A 19,193-nucleotide genomic window follows, 5' to 3' on the forward strand; every position below is an offset into this window, starting at 1 on the left:
CGCCCGCGGTGCCCTCAGCCGCCGGCGGCCTGCCACTCACCGAGCCCGGGCAGCAGGTCCTCCGGACGGACCGGCAGGGTGCGGACCCGGACCCCGGTCGCGTGGTGCACGGCGTTGGCCACCGCCGCGGCGGTACCCACGATGCCGATCTCCCCGATGCCCTTGGCACCCATGGGGTTGAGCCGGGCGTCGTCCTCCGCGATCCAGTACGCCCGCACGTCCGGTACGTCGGCGTGCACGGCGACGTGGTACGCCGCCAGGTCGCGCTCGGCGTGGTCGCCGAAGCGCGGGTCCATGGTGCTGTGCTCCAGCAGCGCCATCGACAGCCCCATGGTCATCCCGCCGATCAACTGGGACCGCCCGGTGCGGGCGTTGAGCACCCGGCCGACCGCGAACACCCCCAGCAGCCGCCGCACCCGCGTCTCGCCGCTGTCCATGTCGACCGCGACCTCGGCGAACTGGGCGCCGAACGCCCGGCGGGCGAACTCCTCCGACATGGCCGCCACATCGTCGGTGGTGTCGACCCGCACCGACAGCCCGGACTCCGGCAGCGGCCCGGTGTGCTCGGCCAGCTCCCGGGCCAGCGCACGGCCCGCCTTGTGCACCGCCCAGCCCCAGGACGCGGTGCCGGAGGAGCCGCCGGCCAGCGGAGCCCGCGGCAGATCGCTGTTCCCGATCTCGACGGCCACCCGGTCCACCGGCACCGACAGCGCGTCGGCGGCGATCTGCGCCAGCACCGTACGGGCGCCGGTGCCGATGTCCGTGGCGTTGATCCGCACCCGGTAGTGGCCCGAGGCCTCGGCCGACGCCTCCGCCCGGGCCGGGCCCACCTCCGCCGGGTAGCCGGACGCGGCCATCCCGGTGCCGATCAGCCAACGGCCCTCGGGCCGGCTGCCCGGCCGCGGGTCGCGCTCCGCCCAGCCGAACCGGCGGGACCCCTCGCGCAGGCACTCGGCCAGCCCGCGACTGCTGAACGGGCGCCCGGAGTCCGGCTCGGTCGGGGTGTCGTTGCGCAGCCGCAGCTCGACCGGGTCCAGGGCGCAGGCGATGGCCAGTTCGTCCATGGCGGACTCCAGCGCGAACATGCCCGAACACTCGCCCGGGGCCCGGAGCCAGGAGGGGGTCGGCACGTCGAGCCGGGTGAGCCGGTGGGTGGTGGTGCTGTTCGCCCCCGCGTACATCGTCCGGGCCGGGGTGCCGGCCTGCTCGGTGAACTCCTTGATCCGCGAGCTGTAGGTGAACACCTCGTGGCACAGCGCCTGGATGCGGCCGTCGGTGTCCGCCCCCAGCCGCACCCGCTGTTCGGTCGCGGCCCGGTGGCCCACCACGGCGGCCAGCTGCGGACGCGGCAGCGCGATCTTGACCGGATGTCCGGTGTGGCGCGCCGCCATCGCGGCGAGCACCACGTGCGGCCGTGGGGTGCCCTTCGAGCCGAAACCGCCGCCGACGTGCTCGGAGACCACCGTGACCTGCTCCTCGGCGAGACCGAACAGCGCCGCCAGGGTCTGCCGGACCTTCGTCGCCCCCTGGCTGGAGTCGTATGCCCGCAGCCGGTCGCCGATCCACACCGCCGTGGCGGCGTGCGGCTCCATCGGATGGTTGTGCAGCGCCGGAATGCGGTAGACGGCGTCGGTCCTCACCGGCGCGGCGGCGTACGCGGCGTCGAAGTCGCCGCGCACCCGGTCGGCGGGGAAGTTCCCGTTCACCGTCTCCGGCGCGTACAGGCCCGGATGGGTGGCGCTCGGTTCCACGTCGTGCGGTTCGGGCGCGTACTCCACCCGGACCGCGGCGGCCGCCGCCCGCGCCGCCTCCCAGGAGTCCGCCACCGCCAGGGCGACGTACTGGCCGCGGTGGGCGACCAGCGGCGACTGCAGCACCAGCAGGGTCGCGTCGTCCGCGTCACCCAGCCGCGGGGCGTTCTCATGGGTGAGGACCGCCAGCGCCCCCGGTTCGGCGAGGGCCGCCGCACAGTCGATGCCGGTGATGCTGCCCCTGGCCACCGTCGCCGGCACCGGCCACGCGTACGCGCAGCCGTCGACCGGGTGCTCGGCCGCGTACCGGGCGGTGCCGGTGACCTTCTCGCGCCCCTCCAGCCGGGCCACCGGCGCGCCGAGTCCGCCGGGCGAGGTCATCGGCCCGCCCCGCGCGGTGCGCTGCCGGCCGCGGCGAGCCCGGCCAGCGTGCGTACCGCCACATGACGCAGCATGGGGATCTTGAACGCGTTGTCGCGCAGCGGCTCGGCGGGGGCGAGCTCGGCGTCGAGCGCGGCCGCGAACGCCTGCTCCCCGGCCGGCTCGCCGAGCAGCCGCTGCTCGGCGAGCCGGGCGCGCCAGGGTTTGGGCGCCACCCCGCCGAAGGCCAGCCGCACCCGCTGGACCCGGCCCTCGGACACCTCCAGCGCCGCGGCGACCGAGACCAGCGCGAAGGAGTAGGAGGCACGGTCCCGGACCTTCCGGTACGCGGAGCGGCGGGCCTCCGGCACCTCGCCCAGCTCGACGTGGGTGATCAGGTCGCCGTGCTCCAGCACGGTCTCCCGGTCCGGCCGGTCACCGGGCAGCCGGTACAGCCGGTCGACCGGCACCGTCCGTGCCCCGGCCGCGCCCAGCACGTGCACCTCGGCGTCGAGCGCGGCGAGCGCGACGGCCATGTCCGACGGATGGGTGGCCACGCAGTGCTCGGAGGCGCCGAGCACCGCCAGATCGCGGTGCACCCCCTCCCGGGCCGGGCAGCCCGAGCCGGGGAGGCGCTTGTTGCACGGCTTGCCGACGTCCTGGAAGTACAGGCAGCGGGTGCGCTGGAGCAGGTTGCCGCCGATGGTCGCCGCGTTGCGCAACTGGGCGGAGGCGCCGGACAGCAGTGCCTGGGACAGCATCGGATAGCGGTCGCGCACCGCGGGGTCGGCGGCCAGGTCGCTGTTGCGCACGCCCGCGCCGATGAGCAGTCCGCGGGCGGCGGTCGGCTCCACCGAGCCGTGCGGCAGCCGGCTCACGTCCACGAGCAGTTCGGGGCGTTCCACGCCGAGCTTCATCAGGTCGACGAGGTTGGTGCCCCCGGCCAGGTAGCGGGCGCTTCCCCGGGGGCCGAGGGCGGCGACCGCCGCCCGCGCGTCGGCGGGCCGCTCGTACCGGAAGGACCTCACCGGGTCGCTCCCGGCTGCCCGGCGAACGCGGCGGCCGGCCCCGAGGCGGCGGCGTCGACCACCGCGCGCAGGATGTTGGGGTAGGCGCCGCACCGGCAGATGTTCCCGCTCAGCCGTTCCCTGATCTCCGGCTCCCCGGGCGGCACCGGTTCCCCCAGCGGGTGCTCCGGCGCGGTGACCGCGCTCGGCCGGCCCGCCGCCATGTCGGCCAGGGCTCCCACGGCCGAGCAGATCTGCCCGGGGGTGCAGTACCCGCACTGGAAGGCGTCCCGCTCCCAGAACGCCTCCTGCACCGGGTGCAGCCGCTGCCCGTCGGAGAGCCCCTCGACGGTGGTGATCTCGGCATCGTGCCGGGCCACCGCCAGCAGCAGGCAGCTGTTCATCGGCACGCCGTCGACCAGCACCGTGCACGCCCCGCACTGCCCGTGGTCGCACCCCTTCTTGGCGCCGGTCAGGTCCAGCCGCTCACGCAGCACGTCGAGCACGGTGGCCCGGTTGTCGACCTCCAGCCCCCGGGCGGCGCCGTTCACGTGCAGGGTGATCCGAGAGGTGTGCCGCACCGTGTCCATCCGTACCTCCTCGCCCCCGGCGCTCGCCGGGCCGGACGGGCAGTCCGCTCCCGCCGTGTGCCGCCGAGCGGAGCCGGCCGGACACGGACATCTCTTCGGTAACCGGAAGCACCATCTCCGAAACGGTGCCGATGGGCTGTCACCCGGCAGGCGGCGGGGCCCCGCCGGGCGCGGCCGCCCGGTGGGGCGCGGCACGCCGAGGTTGGTGCGGACCGGCGCGGGAACCCGTGGGCCCAGGGACCCGGCCCGGCGACCCGAGGCGGTGTGGCACATGCACTACGAAGAACTGGTACGGCAGGTCCAGGCCCGGGCCGCGCTGCCCGATCGGCAGGCCGCCGAGCGGGCCGTCCGGGCGACGCTGGAAACCCTCGCCGAACGGGTCCCGGACGGGGTGGCCGACCACCTGGCGGCGCAGCTGCCGCCGGAGGTGGCGGAACACCTCAGACGGGTCGCCGCCGCCCACGAGGGCTCGCCCGAGGAGCGCGCCTGGCGCCACGAACACGGCGAGCGCTTCGACCTGACCGGTTTCGCGGGACGGGTGGCGTGGCGGGTGGGGACCACCGAGGACCGGGCGATCGGCGAGGCGGTGGCGGTGTTCGAGGTGCTCGACGCGGCGGTCAGCCCGGAGCTGATGGACCGCCTGTACACGTTGCTGCCCCAGGACATCCGCGCCCTGCTGCCCGAGGCGAGGGCGTTCCTGGACCAGGAGGGGTGAGGGGCCGGCCCGGCGCGACGGCCGGGGCGCTGCGACTGCCGTACCCGGGTCCGGCGGTCCGGTGCCCTCGGGCACGCCGGGCGATGCGGACCGTGCCCGGGCGACGCGGACTCCCGGGCACCCGGGGCCCGGTGGGACAGTGGGCCGGCTCAGCCGGGCCAGGTGCCGGTGACCCGGCGGAAGCCCGCCGCACCGCCGCGGTTCACCACCGCCTTGACCATGGCGAAGATGGCGCCCTGCAGGGCCGCCGCGGGCAGCACCTCCCGCCAGGTCCGCTCCTCGTCGGTGGCCTGCGGGGCGTCCTCCTCGCGGCCGACCACCTTCCACACCTGCTTGAAGACGGCCCCCGCGACGATGCCGCCGAGCACTCCGAACAGCAGGCTGAGCATTTTGTAGAACAGCTTCCCCAACTTACCCATGGACCAGCACCGGCTCCCGTTCGGCAACGACCACGGGCCGCCTTCCCCCGGGCCCGTTCCCCACTGTCGGGGATGTCCCGGGTACCCGCTGTGCGCGCTTCACCCACCGGCACGCCGGCACATCCCGTCCCCGGAGGGCGCGGCTTGGGCTGTTCGGCGCAGAACCGGGGCCCGCGGAGGCCGCGGACCGGTCGGCCACCGAGCCGATCACGGCCGGTTTGGCTAGATTCGTTCCTGGAGGGGGTGAGCGGCCGGAGTTCCCCCGGCCGGGACATCCACCGAAAGGCGCGGCGATGGCGGGTAACGATCTGGGAAGTCTGCTCGGCGGTCTGCTCGGCGGTGGTCAGCGGGACGGATCGGGCACCATGCTCGCCGCGCTCCTGGGCACCGTGGGCGCGGGCGGCGGCGCGAACCCGCTCAACGGCCTGCTGGAGGAACTCCGCGACGGCGGCCTGGGGGAGCAGGCCGGTTCCTGGGTGGGCACCGGCGAGAACCGGCCCATCAGCGGCCCGGAACTCGCCCAGGCGCTGCCCTACCAGAACCTGGACCATGTCGCGCGGCAGGCGGGCGTCACCCCCGAGCAGGCCGCCGACCGGCTGGCCGCCGCGCTGCCGGAGGCGGTGGACAAGCTCACGCCCGGCGGCGAGGTGCCGCAGGGCGACCTGGAGGAGATCATCCTGCGGCGGCAGCCGGGCCGGTGACGGCCGGGGTGCCCGCGCGGCACCGCGCGGGCACCCCGCCCGGGGCGGGCCCGGATCAGCCGGAGTGGGCCCGGTCCACCGCGGCCCGCCGGCCGACCGGCGTACCCAGCGCCTGGTCGAGGTCGCGCCACAGGTCCTCGACGTCCTCCAGGCCCACCGACATCCGCAGCAGCCGGTCGACGACCCCGGCGGAGTGCCGGTCGCCCGCGTCCACGATGCGGTGGCTGATCGAGGCCGGGTGCTGGATGAGGGTGTCCACGCTGCCGAGGCTCACCGCGGGGGTGATCAGGCGGACTCCGGCGATCACCTCGTGCGGGTCGCCCTCCACCTCGAAGGCGACCATCGCACCACCGATCCGCGGGTAGTGCACCCGGGCGACCCGCGGGTCCGCGGCCAGCCGCGCGGCGAGTTCCGCGGCGGTCGCGGAGGCCGCCCTCACCCGGACCGGCAGGGTGGCCAGACCCCGCAGCAGCAGGTAGCCGGCGAGCGGATGCAGCACCCCGCCGGTGGCGAAGCGCACCTGGCGCAGCCGGCGCGCGAACTCCTCGTCGCAGGCGACGACCCCGCCGAGCACGTCGCCATGGCCGCCCAGGTACTTCGTCGCACTGTGCAGCACCAGCCGGGCACCCTGCTCGGCGGGGCGCTGCAGCACCGGAGTGGCGAAGGTGTTGTCCGCGAGCAGCGGCACCTCACCGCAGGAGTGCGCGACGGCCCGCAGATCGATCTCGGCCAGGGTCGGGTTCGCCGGGCTCTCCACCATCACCAGCCCGGTGTCCGGCCGGATCGCGTCGGCGATGCCGGCCGGATCCACCCAGGTCACCTCGTTGCCGAGGAGCCCGGCGGTGAGCAGGTGATCGCTGCACCCGTACAGCGGCCGCACCGCCACCACATGGCGCAGTCCCATGCCGATCCGCACCTGCAGACAGGCGGTGAGCGCCGCCATCCCGCTGGCGAAGGCGACCGCGCTCTCGGTGCCCTCCAGCCGGGCCAGCGCCGTCTCGAAGCGCTCGACCGTGGGGTTGCCCAGGCGGGCGTAGACCGGCGGGCCGTCGAGCTGCGCACCGGTGGCGGCGAACTCGTCCAGGCGGGCCGCCTCGGCGCGGCTGTCGTACGACGGGTAGGTGGTGGACAGGTCCAGGGGCGGCGCGTGCAGGCCGAGTTCCGCGAGGTCCTCACGGCCGGCGTGGACGGCCTCGGTGGCCAGTGAACGGGGTGTGTCAGCGGCTGTCGTGTCCATGGGTGAATGGTGAACAGCCGCCGGGGCCTGGCGGAAAATCTCCGTGCTATGTTCGGCCGGTGTCCGATTCGATACCTCTGGATCCGGTCGACCTGCACATTCTGCGGCTGTTGCAGAACGATGCCCGGATGACCTACCGCGACCTGGCGGCGGAGGTGGGTGTCGCGCCCTCCACCTGCCTGGACCGGGTGGCCCGGCTGCGCCGGGCCGGGGTGATCCTCGGTCACCAGCTGAGGATCGACCCGGAGAAGCTCGGCCGCGGCCTCCAGGCGCTGCTGCTGGTCCAGGTGCGCCCGCACCGCCGGGACCTGATCGGCCCGTTCGTGGAGCGGGTCCGGGCGCTGCCCGAGTCCCGGTCGCTGTTCCACCTCACCGGGCCGGACGACTACCTGGTCCACGTGGCGGTGACCGGTGCCGCCGACCTCCAGCGCCTGGTGCTCGACGAGTTCACCTCGCACCGCGAGGTGGCGCGGGTGGAGACCCGGCTGATCTTCCAGCAGTGGGACTGCGGGCCCATGATGCCGCCGGCCTGACCCGGCCTGACCCGGCCCGCCCGGGCGGCGGCCGGTGCGGTGCCGCGGGGCCGTCCCGGACGCCGGTCGCCGCCGGACCGTCCCGGCGGCAGATCACCGCCGGACCGTTCCGGACGCCGGTCGGACGCCGGTCGGACGCCGGGACCGCGGGACCGTGCCCGGAGCAGGTGACCGCCGGACCGTCCCGGACGCCGGTCGGACGCCGGTTCGCGGAGCCGCGGGCGGAGCCGGAGCTCACGGGCCGAGCTAGGGTGCGATCACGGTGAACAGGCCGCCGTCGGGGTCCCGCAGGGTGGCCTCCCGCCCCAGCGGCGAGTTCGACGGGTGCCGGGTCACCGAACCGCCTGCCGCGACCGCCGTGGCGGCGGCCGCGTCCACGTCGGGCACCCGGAAGTAGACGTGCCAGCGGGGGCGTACGTGCGGGTCGGGGGCCGACTCGACCGCGCCGCCGTTGATGACCGCGACCTCCCGGGTGCCGTCGCGCAGCACCACCTGGTCGCCCTTGTAGATCACGTCGCAGCCGCCTTCCCCCTCGGCGGCCCAGCGCAGCACCTCGGCGTAGAAGATGGTGGCGGCGAAGGTGTCCCGGGTGCGCAGCTCCAGCCAGGCGGGCGCGCTGTCGCGACCGACCGACCACTTGGCCCGGTGCCCCTCCCAGATGCCGAACACGGCTCCGTCGGGGTCCGCGGCCAGCGCGGCCCGGCCCCGGCCGAAGGCCAGCGGACCCACCGCCACCGTGGCGACGCGCTCCCGGATGCGGGCCGCGGCCGCGTCCGCGCTCTCCACCGCGAAGTACGGCGTCCAGGAGACCGCCACCCGGAAGGTGTGCGCGAACGCGCCGATACCGGCCACCGGGGAGCCGTCGGCGAGGGCCACCGAGAAGCCCTCCTCATGGGCCCCCGGACGGAAGGTCCAGCCGAGCACCGCGCCGTAGAAATCCTGCGCGGTGCGCAGATCGCGTGACATCAGACTGACCCAGCAGGGCGCGCCCGTCACAGCTTCTTCCGTTGAGGCCGACATGAGACTCGCCTTGCTCCTCTTCCGGTCCGACGCCACCACAGGTGCTCACCCCCGGTTACTCCGCCCCGGCCCCCCAGGGGCCCATGTGCCCGGTACGGGTTCCCGCCGGACCCGTCCCTCAATCCCGCGTGTCCACGCCCCGGTACACCGGCGTGGACCAGCCTGCCCGCGATCCGGTGCCACCGCCGGGCGCCGCGCCGGAGCGGCGCTATCGGTGTTTGCCACCAGGGGTTCCGGGTACCCCGGAAGCGCACGGCGACCGGCACGGGACGGTACGGGGGCCACGCCGAGGCGTATCGCGCCAGGCCGGACGGGGGTCGCGTCGCGGTCGTGGGGGCCGCGGGCACCACCGGACCGGATGCCCCGAACGGCGTTCCGCACCGGATCGGCGTGACGGGGCCCGGCGAATCCGGGGCGGGCCGCGGGGGTCACGTGGGTGAGCGGCGGCCCCGGCCGGCCGGCACGGATCTCGTCGGGCACCACCACCCCCGTCGGCGGGTAGCACCACCACCCCCGCCACCGGTTCGGGCGCGCCGCGCCCGCCGCGTCACCGGCCGTGGTCGGTCCTCACACCGCCGGGTCGGTCATCACCCGGTCCCGCAGTGCGGCACAGGTGCGGCTGAGGATGCGGGAGACGTGCATCTGGGAGATACCGAGTTCCTCGGCGATGCGGTTCTGCGACATGCCGCGGAAGAAGCGCAGGTAGAGGATCTGCCGCTCGCGTTCCGGCAGGCCGCGCAGCTGGGGCTTGAGGGCCTCGCGGTCCACCACGCGGTCATAGCCCGGTTCGTTGTCGCCGAGCGTCTCGGTGAGGGAGTACCCGTCCGCGGTGCCGGGCAGTTCGGCGTCGAGCGACAGGGGCGCGTAGCTGTTCATCGCCTCCATGCCGAGCCGTACCTCCTGATCGCTCAGGTGGGCGTGGGCGGCTATCTCCGCCACGCTCGGCCCGCGCTGGTCCAGCGAGTGGGACAGCTCGCGCTCGGCCACCCGGACGCGGTTGCGCAGCTCCTGGATCCGCCGGGGCACATGGGTCCCCCAGGTGTGGTCCCGGAAGTGGCGCTTGACCTCACCGACCACGGTCGGGACGGCGAAGCTGGCGAAGGTGTTGCCACGCCCCGGGTCGTAGCGGGCCACCGCCTTCACCAGGCCGAGGGCGGCTATCTGCCGCAGGTCCTCCAGCGACTCGCCGCGGTTGCGGAACTGCCGGGCCAGCCGGTCGGCCATCGGCATCCAGGCGCAGACCACCTCCTGCCGCAGCGCGTCCTTCTCCGGACCCTCGGGCAGCGAGGCGATGCAAGCGAACGCGTAATCGGTGTCGGGGGCGTCGTCGTGGGGGTGACGGGCCGACGGGCGCTTGGCCTGTGTTCGTACGCTCATCTCAGACAGCTCCAGGATCGGTGGTGAGCGGGGCACCACCGCGGGAGCGCGTACCGTGACCGATCGCGAGGTCACCTGGGATACGGGTCCTGTCCCGCGGAATGCCTCCGGTCCGAAGCAGACGTCCGGTCGGAATCAGCGACCGGGAAGGGCGGATTCCCGAGAATCCTCAGGAAGCGGCCACTTCTCCACGGTAGCCACGGTGCGGCGGCGGCGCATCCGCCCGGTGTCCCGGCGGCGGTGGGGGAGGGCACGGCAGAGCGGCCGGCGGGCGGTACGCGGTCCGCCCCCGTCCGGTCGCGGGACGGCTCAGCTGCCGCCGGGGCCGGACAGCACGCCGAGCGTGCGGTCCACCAGACCGGTGCCGGACACGAGCAGCACCCCGGCGGGGGGAGTGTTGGGGACCCCGGGGTGGGCGCGGGTCGGCGCGTAGTGCTTGGCGCGCCGCACCCGCGCCCCCAGGTTCTCCAGCACCTGGGCGGCGCAGGTCGCACGGAGCATCGGGAAGATCGCCGTCTCCACGCGTCCGGTGTGCGCGCTCACCTCGCGCCGGAGCCGGTGGATCAGCGGATCGAACCCGGGAGCACCGGCCTCCATGCCTTCCAGCTCCTTCAGGACGCCCAGCAGCCGCAGATGCTCGGCGGTCTCCTCGTGCGCGATGTCGGCGCCGTCCGGCAGATGCAGCCGCAGCGCGGGGTGGAGGAAGTTCCGCTCCGCCACCGAATGGCGTACCAGCTCGACGGTCAGTTCGTCGGTCAGGCGCTTGCGCGCGGGATCACCGGCGGGTGTCGCCGCGATCACGTCGAGCAGGGCGGTGGCCTCGGCGTGGTCGGTGACCAGCTCCGCTATGACATCGACGCACTGTTCCATCGGTCACTCCTGCCCGTGCCGCCGCGCGCGGCCACGACCTCGACGATCCGGACCACCCGGGTTCCCCGGCGGCCCGCCGTGTAACGCGGCGCCGCCCGGGTTTCACCCGCGCGCGGCGGGACACCCGGGAAGAATGAGCACCAAGCTGAGTTCGGCGCGCGTCGGGGTATGCGTCCGGAGCGACCGGGAGGACGCATACCGGGTGTTCGACGCCTTGCAGACCGTGTTCCCGGCGACCGAGGAGAGCGCCCGGCGGAAGGGCTCGGGGGCACCGCCGGACCCCGCCCACATGGTGTGGTCGATGGTCGTCGACACCACCGACCGGGAGGGCGTGACGTCGCAGCCGCCGCTCTCGGCTCCCGTGGAGGTCGACCTCTACGGCACCGACCCGCCGGTCCACCGGGTGTGCGAGGTCCTGGACAGCGCCTTCGGCATCCAGGACGAAAAGCACGTCTCGGGCGACCAGGAGATGGAGGTCCGGCTCCGCATCGGCCCCCCACGGCCATGACCCCGGCCCCCTCCGCCTCCGCCGCCCGGCCGCCCGGGGACGGCGGCCGACGTGGCGTTGCCCACCGTCGGAGGCGGAGGGGCAGCTTCCGCGGCCCCTGGCGCGTCCTTCTGGACAGGAGTCGGAAGGGAGGGCGCGTCGTGAACTGCACCCAGTGCGGAGCCCCGGTCATCCAGGGACCGAGCGGCGGATGGAGCTGCAACAACTGCGGCGCCGCGGGATGAGGGGCCGTCCCCGCCGTGCGGCGGGGACGGCCCCTCGAAGAGCACCGGTCCGGCGGCGGGATCCCGGCCCCGGCCGCCGCGCCCTACCCCAGCAGCGCCGCCTCGGCCTCCGGCGCCAGCCCCACCTCGGGCCGGTCGGGACGCTGCGGAGCCACCCCGCCCAGGTCGCCGAGCCACTTCCAGGTGTCCGCGACGGTCTCCGCGACCGGGCGGCACCGCAGCCCGGCGGCGAGCGCCCGGGAGACGTCCGCGCAGTGCATGGTGTCGTGCAGCTCGCCCGGCGGGAGCCAGATCGGCAGCTGGCTCCAGGGCTCCACCCCGGCCGCCGCGATGTGCTCCGGATCCAGCCAGCGCAGCTCCGCCCGGGAGCCGGTGACCCGGACGCACTCCTCCAGCAGCTCGCCCATGGTGGTGTGCCCCGCCCGGCTGACCACGTTGTACGCGCCCCCGAGACCCCGCTCGGCGGCGTCCAGCATCCAGCGGGCCAGATCCCGGGTGTCGATGTACTGGAGGGGCAGGTCCCGGGGGCCGGGCGCCGGCACCGTACCGCCCCGCGCGATCCGCGACAGCCACCACGGCAACCGGCCGATGTTCTCACCCGGCCCGATGATGAGCCCCGCCCGCGCCAGCAGCGCCCGGTCCCCGAACACCTCGGTGGCGGCCAGTTCCCCGCCCAGCTTGGCCTCGGGGTACGCGACCTCGCCGCCGGGCGCCGGCGGGTCCACCAGCGGCCCGTCCTCGTCCAGCCCGGCCGGGGCCGGGTAGCGGTACACCGACCGGCTGGAGACGTACACGTACCGGCCCACCCGGCCGTCCAGCGCCCGCGCCGCGTCGCGCACCGCCCCGGGGTCGCCGGACCAGGTGTCGACCACCACGTCCCACGAGCCCTCGGCGAGGGCCCGCAGCCCCGCCCCGGTGGTGCGGTCGCCGTGCAGCGCCGCGGCCCCGGCCGGCGGAGCGTGGCGTCCGCGGTGGAAGACGGTCACCTCCCAACCGCGCGCCAGCGCCTCCTCGGTGGCCGAACGGCCGACGAACTCCGTACCGCCGAGCATCAGTAGCCTCATGCCGGAGACTCTGCCGGGCGGGCCCGCCGCGGGGAACGGCTGCCTGCTCTCGGCGAATTCGCCCAGAGCGGAATCCCGGGGCGGCGGCAGCCGAACGGCAGGAGCGGAGGGCGCGGGGGAGCGGACCGGGGGCCGGAGATGCGCCGGTCCCGGCCGGTGATGTCCTGTCAGCCGTCAGCCGTCAGCCGTCAGCCGTCAGCCGTCAGCCGTCGCCGTCAGCCGACGATGCCGCTGCCGTCAGCCGTCGCTGACGACGCCGTCCACGTACACCCAAGCGCCCTCCCGACGGGTGAAGCGGCTGTTCTCGTGGAGCTCGCCGGGGCGGCCGTGCGCCGTGTAGTGGGCCCGGAACTCCACGGTGCCCTCGTTGCGGAAGGCACCGCCGTCGGTGCTGTCCAGGATCTCCAGCCGGCGCCACCGCAGGTCGGGGTCGAAGGCGATCGCGGGCGGCCGGGTGTCCGGGTGCCAGCTGCGCAGCAGATACGCCTCGTCCTGCACCGCGAACGCGCTGAACCGGGACCGCATCAGCTCTTCCGGGCCGGTCGCCGCCGCCTCACCGCGGTGCAGGCGGCCGCAGCACGCGGCGTAGTCGGCGGGCAGCCCGCAGGGGCAGCCGGCCTCCGGGGCACGGCGGTCGGTCGGGCGGGGCCTGCGGGTACGTCGGGACATGGCTCCATTGTGGCCCGAGCCGGTGCCGGACCCGCGGCCGGCCGCCGCCGGGCACCGGAAGCTCCCGGGCCACCGGCCGCCGGCGCGGTACCCGGCCCCCCCGCGGGGGGCCGGTCCGGGGCCCGGTCGGCTCAGCCGGTCCGGGGCCCGCCGTCCTCGCCGTCGTCCTCGTCCCGCGCCGGGCGGCGGAGCGCGGCCTCCAGGTCGTGCAGCGGCGCCACGCCGTGCAGCCGGTCCAGCTCGCGCAGCCGGGCCAGCTCCCGCCGGTCGCGCTTGGACGGGCGGCCCATGCCGGGATCCCGCACCGCCACCAGCACCCGCTCCTCACGCGGCGGGGGTGGCGGGCTGTTGTCCACGTAGCACTCCGCCGCGACCGGGGCCGCCACCCGCTTGCTGATGAGCCGGGAGACGACGACGATCCGCTCCCGCCCGGCGTGCCGCAGCCGCACCTCGTCGCCGGGGCGCACCGCGTGGGCGGGCTTCACCCGGTTGCCGTTGACCCTGACATGACCCGCCCGGCAGGCCGTCGAGGCCATCGAACGCGTTTTCATCAACCGCACGGACCAGATCCAGCTGTCCACCCGCACGGTCCCCTCGTCTGAAGACACGCCCCGAGTCTATGCCGGACACCGCGGGGCACCAGCGATTATTCAGGGCAGCAGCCGCTGTTCCTTGGCCACCGCGACCGCCCCCGCGCGGGTGTCCACCCCGAGCTTGTCGTAGATCCGGCCCAGGTGCGTCTTCACCGTGGCCTCGCTGATGAACAGGGCCCGGGCGATCTCACGGTTCCCCAGCCCCCGGGCCAGCTGCTCCAGGATGTCCAGCTCGCGGTCGGTGAGCGCCGGGCGCGGCCGGCGCAGCTGGGCCATCACCCGGCCGGCCACCGGCGGGGAGAGGGCGGTACGCCCCTCGGCGGCGTCGTGGATGGCGGAGAACAGCTCCTCGGGCCGCTCGGCCTTCAGCAGGTAGCCGGTCGCCCCGGCCTCGATGGCCCGGGTGATGTCGGCGTCGGTGTCGTAGGTGGTCAGCACCAGGACGTGCGGGGCAGGCGGCCCGCCGGCGGTGATCCGCCGGGTCGCCTCGATGCCGTTGATGCCGCTGCCCAGCTGCAGGTCCATCAGCACCACGTCCGGACGGAGCCGCTCGGCCAGCGCGATCGCCTCCTCGCCGGCGCCCGCCTCCGCCACGACCTCGATGCCGGGCGCGCTGCCGAGCAGCGCCCGCAGCCCGGCCCGTACCACCGCGTGGTCGTCGCAGAGCAGGATGCGCACCGGCGCCGGGCCGGGGTTCGCCGTGGTCATTCGGGGGACTCCGATCGGGGGGAAACGAGGGGGACGGCGGCGGAGAGGACGGTGCCCTCACCGACGGCGGATTCCACCGTCAGGGTGCCGCCGAGCTGCGCGAGCCGGGCGCGCATGGCCGGCAGCCCGTGCCCCCGGCCGCCGGGGTCCTCCCGGCCGGCCCCGGGGCCGCGGACGGCACCGGCCGCGGGGTGGAAGCCGCGTCCGTCGTCGGAGATGTCCAGCACCACCTGGTCGCCGAGACAGCTGAGCGTCAGCACGGCCGCGCCCGCGCCGGAGTGCTCCCGCACGTTCGCCAGCGCGCCCTGCGCGACGCGCAGCAGCGCCGACTGGACCCGGTCCGGCAGCGGGACGGGCGCGCCGTCGAGCCGGAACCGGACCGCCAGTCCGGCCCGGCGCTCCCGCGCCGCCAGCTCCGCGAGGGCCTCGTGGAGGGGTGCCCCGCCCGCGAGGTCCGCCGGGGCGAGATCGTGTACGAAACGGCGGGCCTCGGCGAGGCTGCGGGCCGCGATCTCGGTCGCCGTCCGCACATGGCCGCGGGCGGTGTCCGGATCGGACTCCCAGGTCCGGTCGGCGGCCTGCAGCAGCATCCGCTGGCTGGACAGCCCCTGGGCGAGGGTGTCGTGGATCTCCATCGACAACCGCTGCCGCTCGGCGAGGGTGCCCTCGCGCCGCTCGGTGGCGGCCAGCTCGCGGCGGGTGCGCAGCAGATCCGCGATCAGCGCCCGCTGCCGGGCCCCCTGCCGTTCCATGTGCAGGAAGACGGCGGTCGCGATGGCGGCGACCGCCGGCGGGGCCAGCAGCAGGTTCGGGTCGAAGCCGCCGGAGAGCCGGAGCTGGGCCACGACCACGAACACGGTCAGCAGGGCCACCAGCGGCAGCGCGGCCCGCACCGGCAGGGTGCGCAGACCGGTGTAGAAGAACGGCACGGCGCACCAGGCGAAGCTGGGGGCCAGCAGGACCAGGACCGCCCACACCGCCACGACCGCGCCCAGCCGGCCCAGCCGCAGCGGCGGCGGCCCGGGCGCGGCCCCCGCCGTGGCCGTCCCCGCCGTGCTCGTGCCCGCCCCCGCCGCCGTGCCGTCGGTCTCCGCCTGGCCCGTCCCCGACACCGTGCCGTCGGTCTCCGCCGTGCCCGTGCCCGACGCCTGCCCCGTCCCCGACGCCGTGCCCGCCCCCGACGCCGTCCGGGGTGCGCCGGCGGTGGCCCGGGCGGGCACCGAGCCCAGCAGGTACACCACCGCCAGCAGCACACTGAGCGCGATGATCCACGGGGTACGGGGCTCGCCGGGGTGCCGGATGAGGAACCGGGCCAGGGACGCCCCGAGCAGCAGCAGGAACGCCGAATGCATCACCGGCCCCAGCCAGCGGGCGTCCGGGTCCGCGGTGACGGGTTGGCTGCTGTGCACGTGACTCTCCTCGCCGGGGCTCTCCCCGCAGTACTAACCCGTGCGGGGAGCGGCCCGCATCAACCGATCGGTCGATGCCGTTGTCCCCCATCATGCCCGGGCCGCCGAGCCGCTGTGCCGACGCCGGCCGCCCCGGCCCGCGCCGAGGATGGTGACCGCGAGCCGGCCCCGCCGGCCCGACCATGCCCCACCCTCGACCGAGGAGCCGAGATGAAGAAGCTGTCCCCCCGTGCCCGTGTGCTGAGCGGGGCGGCCGCCGCCGCACTGGTCGGCACGGCCGTGTTCGGCGCCGTGTCCGCCACCGCCTCGCCGGCCGCCCAGCAGGCCGCCCCGGTCCGGGCCGACGTCCATGACAAGGACCTCACCCGCTCCACCCACCTGTCGGTCGACGCCGCCACCCGGGCGGCACAGGCCACCCTGGACGCGGCGGAGAAGGAGGGGCAGAAGGTGACCGTCGCCGTGGTCGACCGCAACGGGAACACCGTCGTCACGCTCCGTGGCGACGGTGCGGGTCCGCAGTCGTACGACTCGGCCGTCCGGAAGGCGTTCACCGCGGTCTCCTGGAACGCCCCCACCTCCGAACTGGTCAAGCGGCTCCAGCAGGCCCCCAACCTCAAGGACATCCCCGGCACGCTGTTCCTGCCGGGCGGCGCCCCGGTGACGGTGCACGGCGCCCCGGTCGCGGGCATCGGCGTGGCCGGCGCCCCCAGCGGCGACCTGGACGAGAAGTTCGCCCAGGCCGGGGTGGCCGCGCTCGGCCGCTGACCCGGCGCGGCGGCCCCGGACCGCACATCCGGCGCCGGCGGAAACCGCGGGCCGGGCCGCCCCGGCCGATGGCATGCTGACGGTGTGAACCGACCGCAGATCCACATCAGTTTCGCCCCTGAACTGCGCTCCCTGGCCGCGCCGGAGCGCCGTCAGGGGCGGACGGCCCTGATCACCGACGGCTCCTCCACCCTCGGGCACGTCATCGAATCGCTCGGCGTCCCGCTGACCGAGGTCGGTGGGGCGCGGGTGGACGGGCGCGAGGTACCGGTGTCCCATGTGCCCGGCGACGGGGAGGACGTGCGGGTGCGCGCCGTGGAACGGCCGCAGCAGGTGCCCGGGGTCCCGCTGCGCTTCCTCCTCGACGTACACCTGGGGACGCTCGCCCGGCGCCTGCGGCTGCTCGGAGTGGACGCGGCGTACGAGAGCGAGGACGTCGGCGACCCGGAACTCGCCGCCCGCTCGGCCGCACAGCGCCGGGTCCTCCTCTCCCGGGACCGCGGGCTGCTGAGGCGGCGCGAGATCTGGGCCGGCGGCTATGTCTACAGCGACCGTCCCGACGAGCAACTGCGCGACGTGCTGAGCCGCTTCGCGCCCCGACTCGCCCCCTGGACGCGCTGCACCGCCTGCAACGGCACCCTGACCGAGACCGACAAGGACGCCGTGGCGGAGCTGCTGGAACACGGCACCCGGCGCAGCTACGACGTCTTCGCGCAGTGCACCCGCTGCGAACGCGTCTACTGGCGCGGCGCCCACCACGCCCAGCTGGAGGCCATCGTCGAACGCGCCATGAGCGAGTTCGGCGGCGCCGCCGTCTGAGCGCGGCCGGCACCGCGCGCCACCCGCCCGCACCCCGCCCGCCGGGGTGCGGGCGGCGCCGTCCCACCCGGTGCCCGGCGGTGCCCCCGGGCACCGCACCACCCGCGACCGCACCCCGCCCCGCTGCGGTTGCGCCGCCGCCGATCGCTGGTTGCATGGCCAGGGTGAGCGGGGGGTACGGCGGCCGGCACAGGAGTTGGTGATCATGGACGGGCAGGCGGAGATCGGCGTCACCGGACTGGCGGTCATGGGGCGCAACCTGGCCCGCAACCTCGCCCGGCACGGGCACCCCGTCGCACTGCACAACCGCACCACCGAGCGCACCCGGCAACTGGTCGAGGAGTTCGGCGACGAGGGCAGGTTCCTGCCCACCGAGACCCCGGAGCAGTTCGTCGCCGCCCTGCGGCGCCCCCGGAAAATCATGATCATGGTCAAGGCGGGGGCCCCGACGGACGCGGTGATCGACGAGTTCGTCCCCCTTCTGGAGGAGGGTGACCTGCTGGTCGACGGGGGCAACGCCCATTTCCAGGACACCCGGCGTCGCGAGGCGGACCTGCGCGAACGCGGGCTGCACTTCGTCGGCTGCGGCATCTCCGGCGGCGAGGAGGGCGCGCTCAACGGGCCCAGCATCATGCCCGGCGGGTCCGCGGAGTCCTACCGCGAGCTCGGCCCGCTGCTGGAGGACATCGCCGCCCGGGTCGACGGGGAACCCTGCTGCACCCACATCGGCCCGGACGGCGCCGGCCACTTCGTGAAGATGGTGCACAACGGCATCGAGTACGCCGACATGCAGCTCATCGCCGAGGCGTACGACCTGCTGCGAAAGGTCGCCGGATATCCGCCGGCCCGGGTGGCCGAGACGTTCCGGGAGTGGAACCGCGGCAGGCTGGACTCCTACCTCATCGAGATCACCGCCGAGGTCCTGCGGCACACCGACGCCGCCACCGGCCGCCCGTTCGTCGACGTGGTCGCCGACCGTGCCCAGCAGAAGGGCACCGGCCGCTGGACCGTCCAGTCCGCCCTCGACCTGGGCGTGCCGGTCTCGGGCATCGCCGAGGCCGTCTTCGCCCGCTCCCTGTCCGGCCACACCGAGCTGCGCGAGGCGTCCCGCGACCTCCCCGGCCCGGCCCGCCCGGAACTCCACCCGGACGACGCCCACCGCTTCGCCGACCAGGTGGAACAGGCCCTCTACGCCTCGAAGATCGTGGCCTACGCCCAGGGCTGGGACCAGATCAGGGCGGGCAGCCGGGAGTACGGCTGGGACATCGATCCCGCGGCGGTGGCCGCCATCTGGCGCGGCGGCTGCATCATCCGGGCCCGCTTCCTGGACGGCATCCGCAAGGCCTACGGCGGCGCCGGCGGCTCGGACTCCCCGGCGACCCTGCTGGCCGACGCCTCCTTCCACTCCGCCCTCGCCGACGCCCAGCGCGCCTGGCGGCACGTGGTGGGGACCGCGGCCGAGCTGGGCGTACCGGTCCCCGGCTTCGGCGCCGCCCTGGCGTACTACGACGCGCTGCGCGCCGAGCGGCTCCCGGCCGCCCTGATCCGGGCGCAGCGGGACTTCTTCGGCGCCCACACCTACCAGCGGACCGACCGCGAGGGCACCTTCCACACGCTCTGGGGCGAGGACCGCAGCGAACGGCCGGCCTGACCCCGCCCGCCGCGCCCGCCGCCGCGCTCCCTCCGCCCGCCGCGCCTGCCGCGCCCGCCGCAGCCTTCCTCCGCCCGCCCGCCCGCCTGCCGCCCCGCCCCGCTTCCTCCGCCCGCCGTACCTGCCGCGTCCGCCGCGCCGCCACCACCCGGGCCGCTGCCGTGCCACCGCCCGGCCACCCCGCCGCCGCCCGGCGGCCGGTT

The 19,193-nt window shown here is 75.5% G+C and carries 20 protein-coding genes; 7 read left to right on the forward strand and 13 right to left on the reverse strand.

Annotated features, from left to right (window positions below):
* Positions 1 to 14 precede the first annotated feature (14 nt).
* The 3 genes from ACH4B3_RS21665 to ACH4B3_RS21675 are packed head-to-tail and all read right to left on the reverse strand — an operon-like array spanning position 15 to position 3,708.
* Entirely contained in the window at positions 15 to 2,132 is a 2,118-nt protein-coding gene (locus ACH4B3_RS21665; RefSeq protein WP_398464966.1) for a xanthine dehydrogenase family protein molybdopterin-binding subunit, read from the reverse strand.
* Positions 2,129 to 3,139: an FAD binding domain-containing protein gene (locus ACH4B3_RS21670; protein ID WP_398464968.1), complete on the reverse strand. Its 1,011-nt coding sequence runs from the start codon at positions 3,137 to 3,139 to the stop codon at positions 2,129 to 2,131. The genes ACH4B3_RS21665 and ACH4B3_RS21670 overlap by 4 nt, the downstream gene beginning before the upstream one ends.
* Positions 3,136 to 3,708: a (2Fe-2S)-binding protein gene (locus ACH4B3_RS21675; RefSeq protein ID WP_398464970.1), complete on the reverse strand. Its 573-nt coding sequence runs from the start codon at positions 3,706 to 3,708 to the stop codon at positions 3,136 to 3,138. The genes ACH4B3_RS21670 and ACH4B3_RS21675 overlap by 4 nt, the downstream gene beginning before the upstream one ends.
* Before the next feature lie 271 nt (positions 3,709 to 3,979).
* On the opposite strand from ACH4B3_RS21675, the gene ACH4B3_RS21680 reads away from it, so the two are divergent.
* Positions 3,980 to 4,423, forward strand: coding sequence for a DUF2267 domain-containing protein (locus ACH4B3_RS21680; RefSeq protein ID WP_398464971.1), 444 nt, complete (start codon positions 3,980 to 3,982; stop codon positions 4,421 to 4,423).
* 149 nt (positions 4,424 to 4,572) lie between these two features.
* Here the strand turns inward: ACH4B3_RS21680 and ACH4B3_RS21685 are convergent, their stop codons facing one another.
* On the reverse strand, positions 4,573 to 4,842 hold the full coding sequence (locus ACH4B3_RS21685) for a DUF4235 domain-containing protein (protein ID WP_398464973.1): 270 nt from the start codon (positions 4,840 to 4,842) through the stop codon (positions 4,573 to 4,575).
* Positions 4,843 to 5,060: 218 nt separating this feature from the next.
* Between ACH4B3_RS21685 and ACH4B3_RS21690 the strand changes: the two genes are divergently transcribed.
* Entirely contained in the window at positions 5,061 to 5,543 is a 483-nt protein-coding gene (locus ACH4B3_RS21690) for a YidB family protein (protein ID WP_398464975.1), read from the forward strand.
* 55 nt (positions 5,544 to 5,598) lie between these two features.
* Here ACH4B3_RS21690 and ACH4B3_RS21695 read toward each other — a convergent pair whose 3' ends face one another.
* On the reverse strand, positions 5,599 to 6,780 hold the full coding sequence (locus ACH4B3_RS21695) for a trans-sulfuration enzyme family protein (protein ID WP_398464977.1): 1,182 nt from the start codon (positions 6,778 to 6,780) through the stop codon (positions 5,599 to 5,601).
* Positions 6,781 to 6,839: 59 nt separating this feature from the next.
* Between ACH4B3_RS21695 and ACH4B3_RS21700 the strand changes: the two genes are divergently transcribed.
* The gene (locus ACH4B3_RS21700; RefSeq protein ID WP_398464979.1) at positions 6,840 to 7,313 is read left to right on the forward strand and encodes an Lrp/AsnC family transcriptional regulator; all 474 of its coding nucleotides are present in this window, start codon (positions 6,840 to 6,842) and stop codon (positions 7,311 to 7,313) included.
* Positions 7,314 to 7,559: 246 nt separating this feature from the next.
* On the opposite strand, the gene ACH4B3_RS21705 is transcribed toward ACH4B3_RS21700, so the two are convergent.
* The 3 genes from ACH4B3_RS21705 to ACH4B3_RS21715 all read right to left on the reverse strand — a co-directional run bounded on the left by ACH4B3_RS21705 (position 7,560) and on the right by ACH4B3_RS21715 (position 10,580).
* Positions 7,560 to 8,279 (reverse strand): VOC family protein, encoded by a 720-nt coding sequence (locus ACH4B3_RS21705; RefSeq protein WP_398464981.1) that lies wholly within the window; start codon positions 8,277 to 8,279, stop codon positions 7,560 to 7,562.
* Positions 8,280 to 8,900: 621 nt separating this feature from the next.
* Complete coding sequence (locus ACH4B3_RS21710) at positions 8,901 to 9,710, reverse strand: SigB/SigF/SigG family RNA polymerase sigma factor (protein ID WP_398464983.1); 810 nt, start codon at positions 9,708 to 9,710, stop codon at positions 8,901 to 8,903.
* Between the two features lie 309 nt (positions 9,711 to 10,019).
* Positions 10,020 to 10,580 (reverse strand): hemerythrin domain-containing protein, encoded by a 561-nt coding sequence (locus tag ACH4B3_RS21715; RefSeq protein ID WP_398464985.1) that lies wholly within the window; start codon positions 10,578 to 10,580, stop codon positions 10,020 to 10,022.
* Positions 10,581 to 10,713: 133 nt separating this feature from the next.
* On the opposite strand from ACH4B3_RS21715, the gene ACH4B3_RS21720 reads away from it, so the two are divergent.
* Positions 10,714 to 11,088 carry a hypothetical protein gene (locus tag ACH4B3_RS21720; protein WP_398464987.1) on the forward strand — a complete coding sequence of 125 codons (375 nt, stop codon included), beginning with the start codon at positions 10,714 to 10,716 and terminating at the stop codon, positions 11,086 to 11,088.
* 307 nt (positions 11,089 to 11,395) lie between these two features.
* Here the strand turns inward: ACH4B3_RS21720 and ACH4B3_RS21725 are convergent, their stop codons facing one another.
* The 5 genes from ACH4B3_RS21725 to ACH4B3_RS21745 form a co-directional block, all read right to left on the reverse strand.
* Positions 11,396 to 12,376, reverse strand: a complete 981-nt coding sequence (locus ACH4B3_RS21725; protein WP_398464989.1) for an NAD-dependent epimerase/dehydratase family protein — start codon at positions 12,374 to 12,376, stop codon at positions 11,396 to 11,398.
* A gap of 237 nt (positions 12,377 to 12,613) precedes the next feature.
* A complete protein-coding gene (locus tag ACH4B3_RS21730; RefSeq protein ID WP_398464991.1) occupies positions 12,614 to 13,045 on the reverse strand; it encodes a YchJ family protein in 432 nt (143 codons plus the stop codon).
* A gap of 131 nt (positions 13,046 to 13,176) precedes the next feature.
* Entirely contained in the window at positions 13,177 to 13,653 is a 477-nt protein-coding gene (locus ACH4B3_RS21735; protein WP_398464993.1) for an RNA-binding S4 domain-containing protein, read from the reverse strand.
* A 42-nt stretch (positions 13,654 to 13,695) separates the two neighbouring features.
* Positions 13,696 to 14,346 (reverse strand): response regulator, encoded by a 651-nt coding sequence (locus ACH4B3_RS21740; protein ID WP_398464995.1) that lies wholly within the window; start codon positions 14,344 to 14,346, stop codon positions 13,696 to 13,698.
* Positions 14,343 to 15,698, reverse strand: a complete 1,356-nt coding sequence (locus ACH4B3_RS21745) for a sensor histidine kinase (protein ID WP_398465037.1) — start codon at positions 15,696 to 15,698, stop codon at positions 14,343 to 14,345. The genes ACH4B3_RS21740 and ACH4B3_RS21745 overlap by 4 nt, the downstream gene beginning before the upstream one ends.
* 267 nt (positions 15,699 to 15,965) lie before the next feature.
* On the opposite strand from ACH4B3_RS21745, the gene ACH4B3_RS21750 reads away from it, so the two are divergent.
* The 3 genes from ACH4B3_RS21750 (at position 15,966) to gndA (ending at position 18,990) form a co-directional block, all read left to right on the forward strand.
* Complete coding sequence (locus ACH4B3_RS21750) at positions 15,966 to 16,520, forward strand: heme-binding protein (protein WP_398464997.1); 555 nt, start codon at positions 15,966 to 15,968, stop codon at positions 16,518 to 16,520.
* 84 nt (positions 16,521 to 16,604) lie between these two features.
* Positions 16,605 to 17,339, forward strand: coding sequence for a Mut7-C RNAse domain-containing protein (locus ACH4B3_RS21755; RefSeq protein ID WP_398464999.1), 735 nt, complete (start codon positions 16,605 to 16,607; stop codon positions 17,337 to 17,339).
* Positions 17,340 to 17,544: 205 nt separating this feature from the next.
* Positions 17,545 to 18,990, forward strand: a complete 1,446-nt coding sequence (gene gndA / locus ACH4B3_RS21760) for an NADP-dependent phosphogluconate dehydrogenase (RefSeq protein WP_398465001.1) — start codon at positions 17,545 to 17,547, stop codon at positions 18,988 to 18,990.
* The last annotated feature ends 203 nt before the right edge of the window (positions 18,991 to 19,193 follow it).

Origin of the sequence: Streptomyces sp. NPDC018031 (genome assembly GCF_044327625.1) — a bacterium.
Taxonomy (GTDB): domain Bacteria; phylum Actinomycetota; class Actinomycetes; order Streptomycetales; family Streptomycetaceae; genus Streptomyces.

Bases quoted from the DNA above. Each gene is read 5' to 3' on its own strand.
- ACH4B3_RS21740 (WP_398464995.1), bottom strand. From the start codon at position 14,346: ATGACCACGGCGAACCCCGGCCCGGCGCCGGTGCGCATCCTGCTCTGC.
- ACH4B3_RS21715 (WP_398464985.1), bottom strand. From the start codon at position 10,580: ATGGAACAGTGCGTCGATGTCATAGCGGAGCTGGTCACCGACCACGCC.
- ACH4B3_RS21675 (WP_398464970.1), bottom strand. From the start codon at position 3,708: ATGGACACGGTGCGGCACACCTCTCGGATCACCCTGCACGTGAACGGC.
- ACH4B3_RS21705 (WP_398464981.1), bottom strand. From the start codon at position 8,279: ATGTCACGCGATCTGCGCACCGCGCAGGATTTCTACGGCGCGGTGCTC.
- ACH4B3_RS21685 (WP_398464973.1), bottom strand. From the start codon at position 4,842: ATGGGTAAGTTGGGGAAGCTGTTCTACAAAATGCTCAGCCTGCTGTTC.
- ACH4B3_RS21680 (WP_398464971.1), top strand. From the start codon at position 3,980: ATGCACTACGAAGAACTGGTACGGCAGGTCCAGGCCCGGGCCGCGCTG.
- ACH4B3_RS21745 (WP_398465037.1), bottom strand. From the start codon at position 15,698: ATGCATTCGGCGTTCCTGCTGCTGCTCGGGGCGTCCCTGGCCCGGTTC.
- ACH4B3_RS21695 (WP_398464977.1), bottom strand. From the start codon at position 6,780: ATGGACACGACAGCCGCTGACACACCCCGTTCACTGGCCACCGAGGCC.
- ACH4B3_RS21730 (WP_398464991.1), bottom strand. From the start codon at position 13,045: ATGTCCCGACGTACCCGCAGGCCCCGCCCGACCGACCGCCGTGCCCCG.
- ACH4B3_RS21720 (WP_398464987.1), top strand. From the start codon at position 10,714: ATGAGCACCAAGCTGAGTTCGGCGCGCGTCGGGGTATGCGTCCGGAGC.
- ACH4B3_RS21665 (WP_398464966.1), bottom strand. From the start codon at position 2,132: ATGACCTCGCCCGGCGGACTCGGCGCGCCGGTGGCCCGGCTGGAGGGG.
- ACH4B3_RS21725 (WP_398464989.1), bottom strand. From the start codon at position 12,376: ATGAGGCTACTGATGCTCGGCGGTACGGAGTTCGTCGGCCGTTCGGCC.
- gndA (WP_398465001.1), top strand. From the start codon at position 17,545: ATGGACGGGCAGGCGGAGATCGGCGTCACCGGACTGGCGGTCATGGGG.
- ACH4B3_RS21750 (WP_398464997.1), top strand. From the start codon at position 15,966: ATGAAGAAGCTGTCCCCCCGTGCCCGTGTGCTGAGCGGGGCGGCCGCC.
- ACH4B3_RS21710 (WP_398464983.1), bottom strand. From the start codon at position 9,710: ATGAGCGTACGAACACAGGCCAAGCGCCCGTCGGCCCGTCACCCCCAC.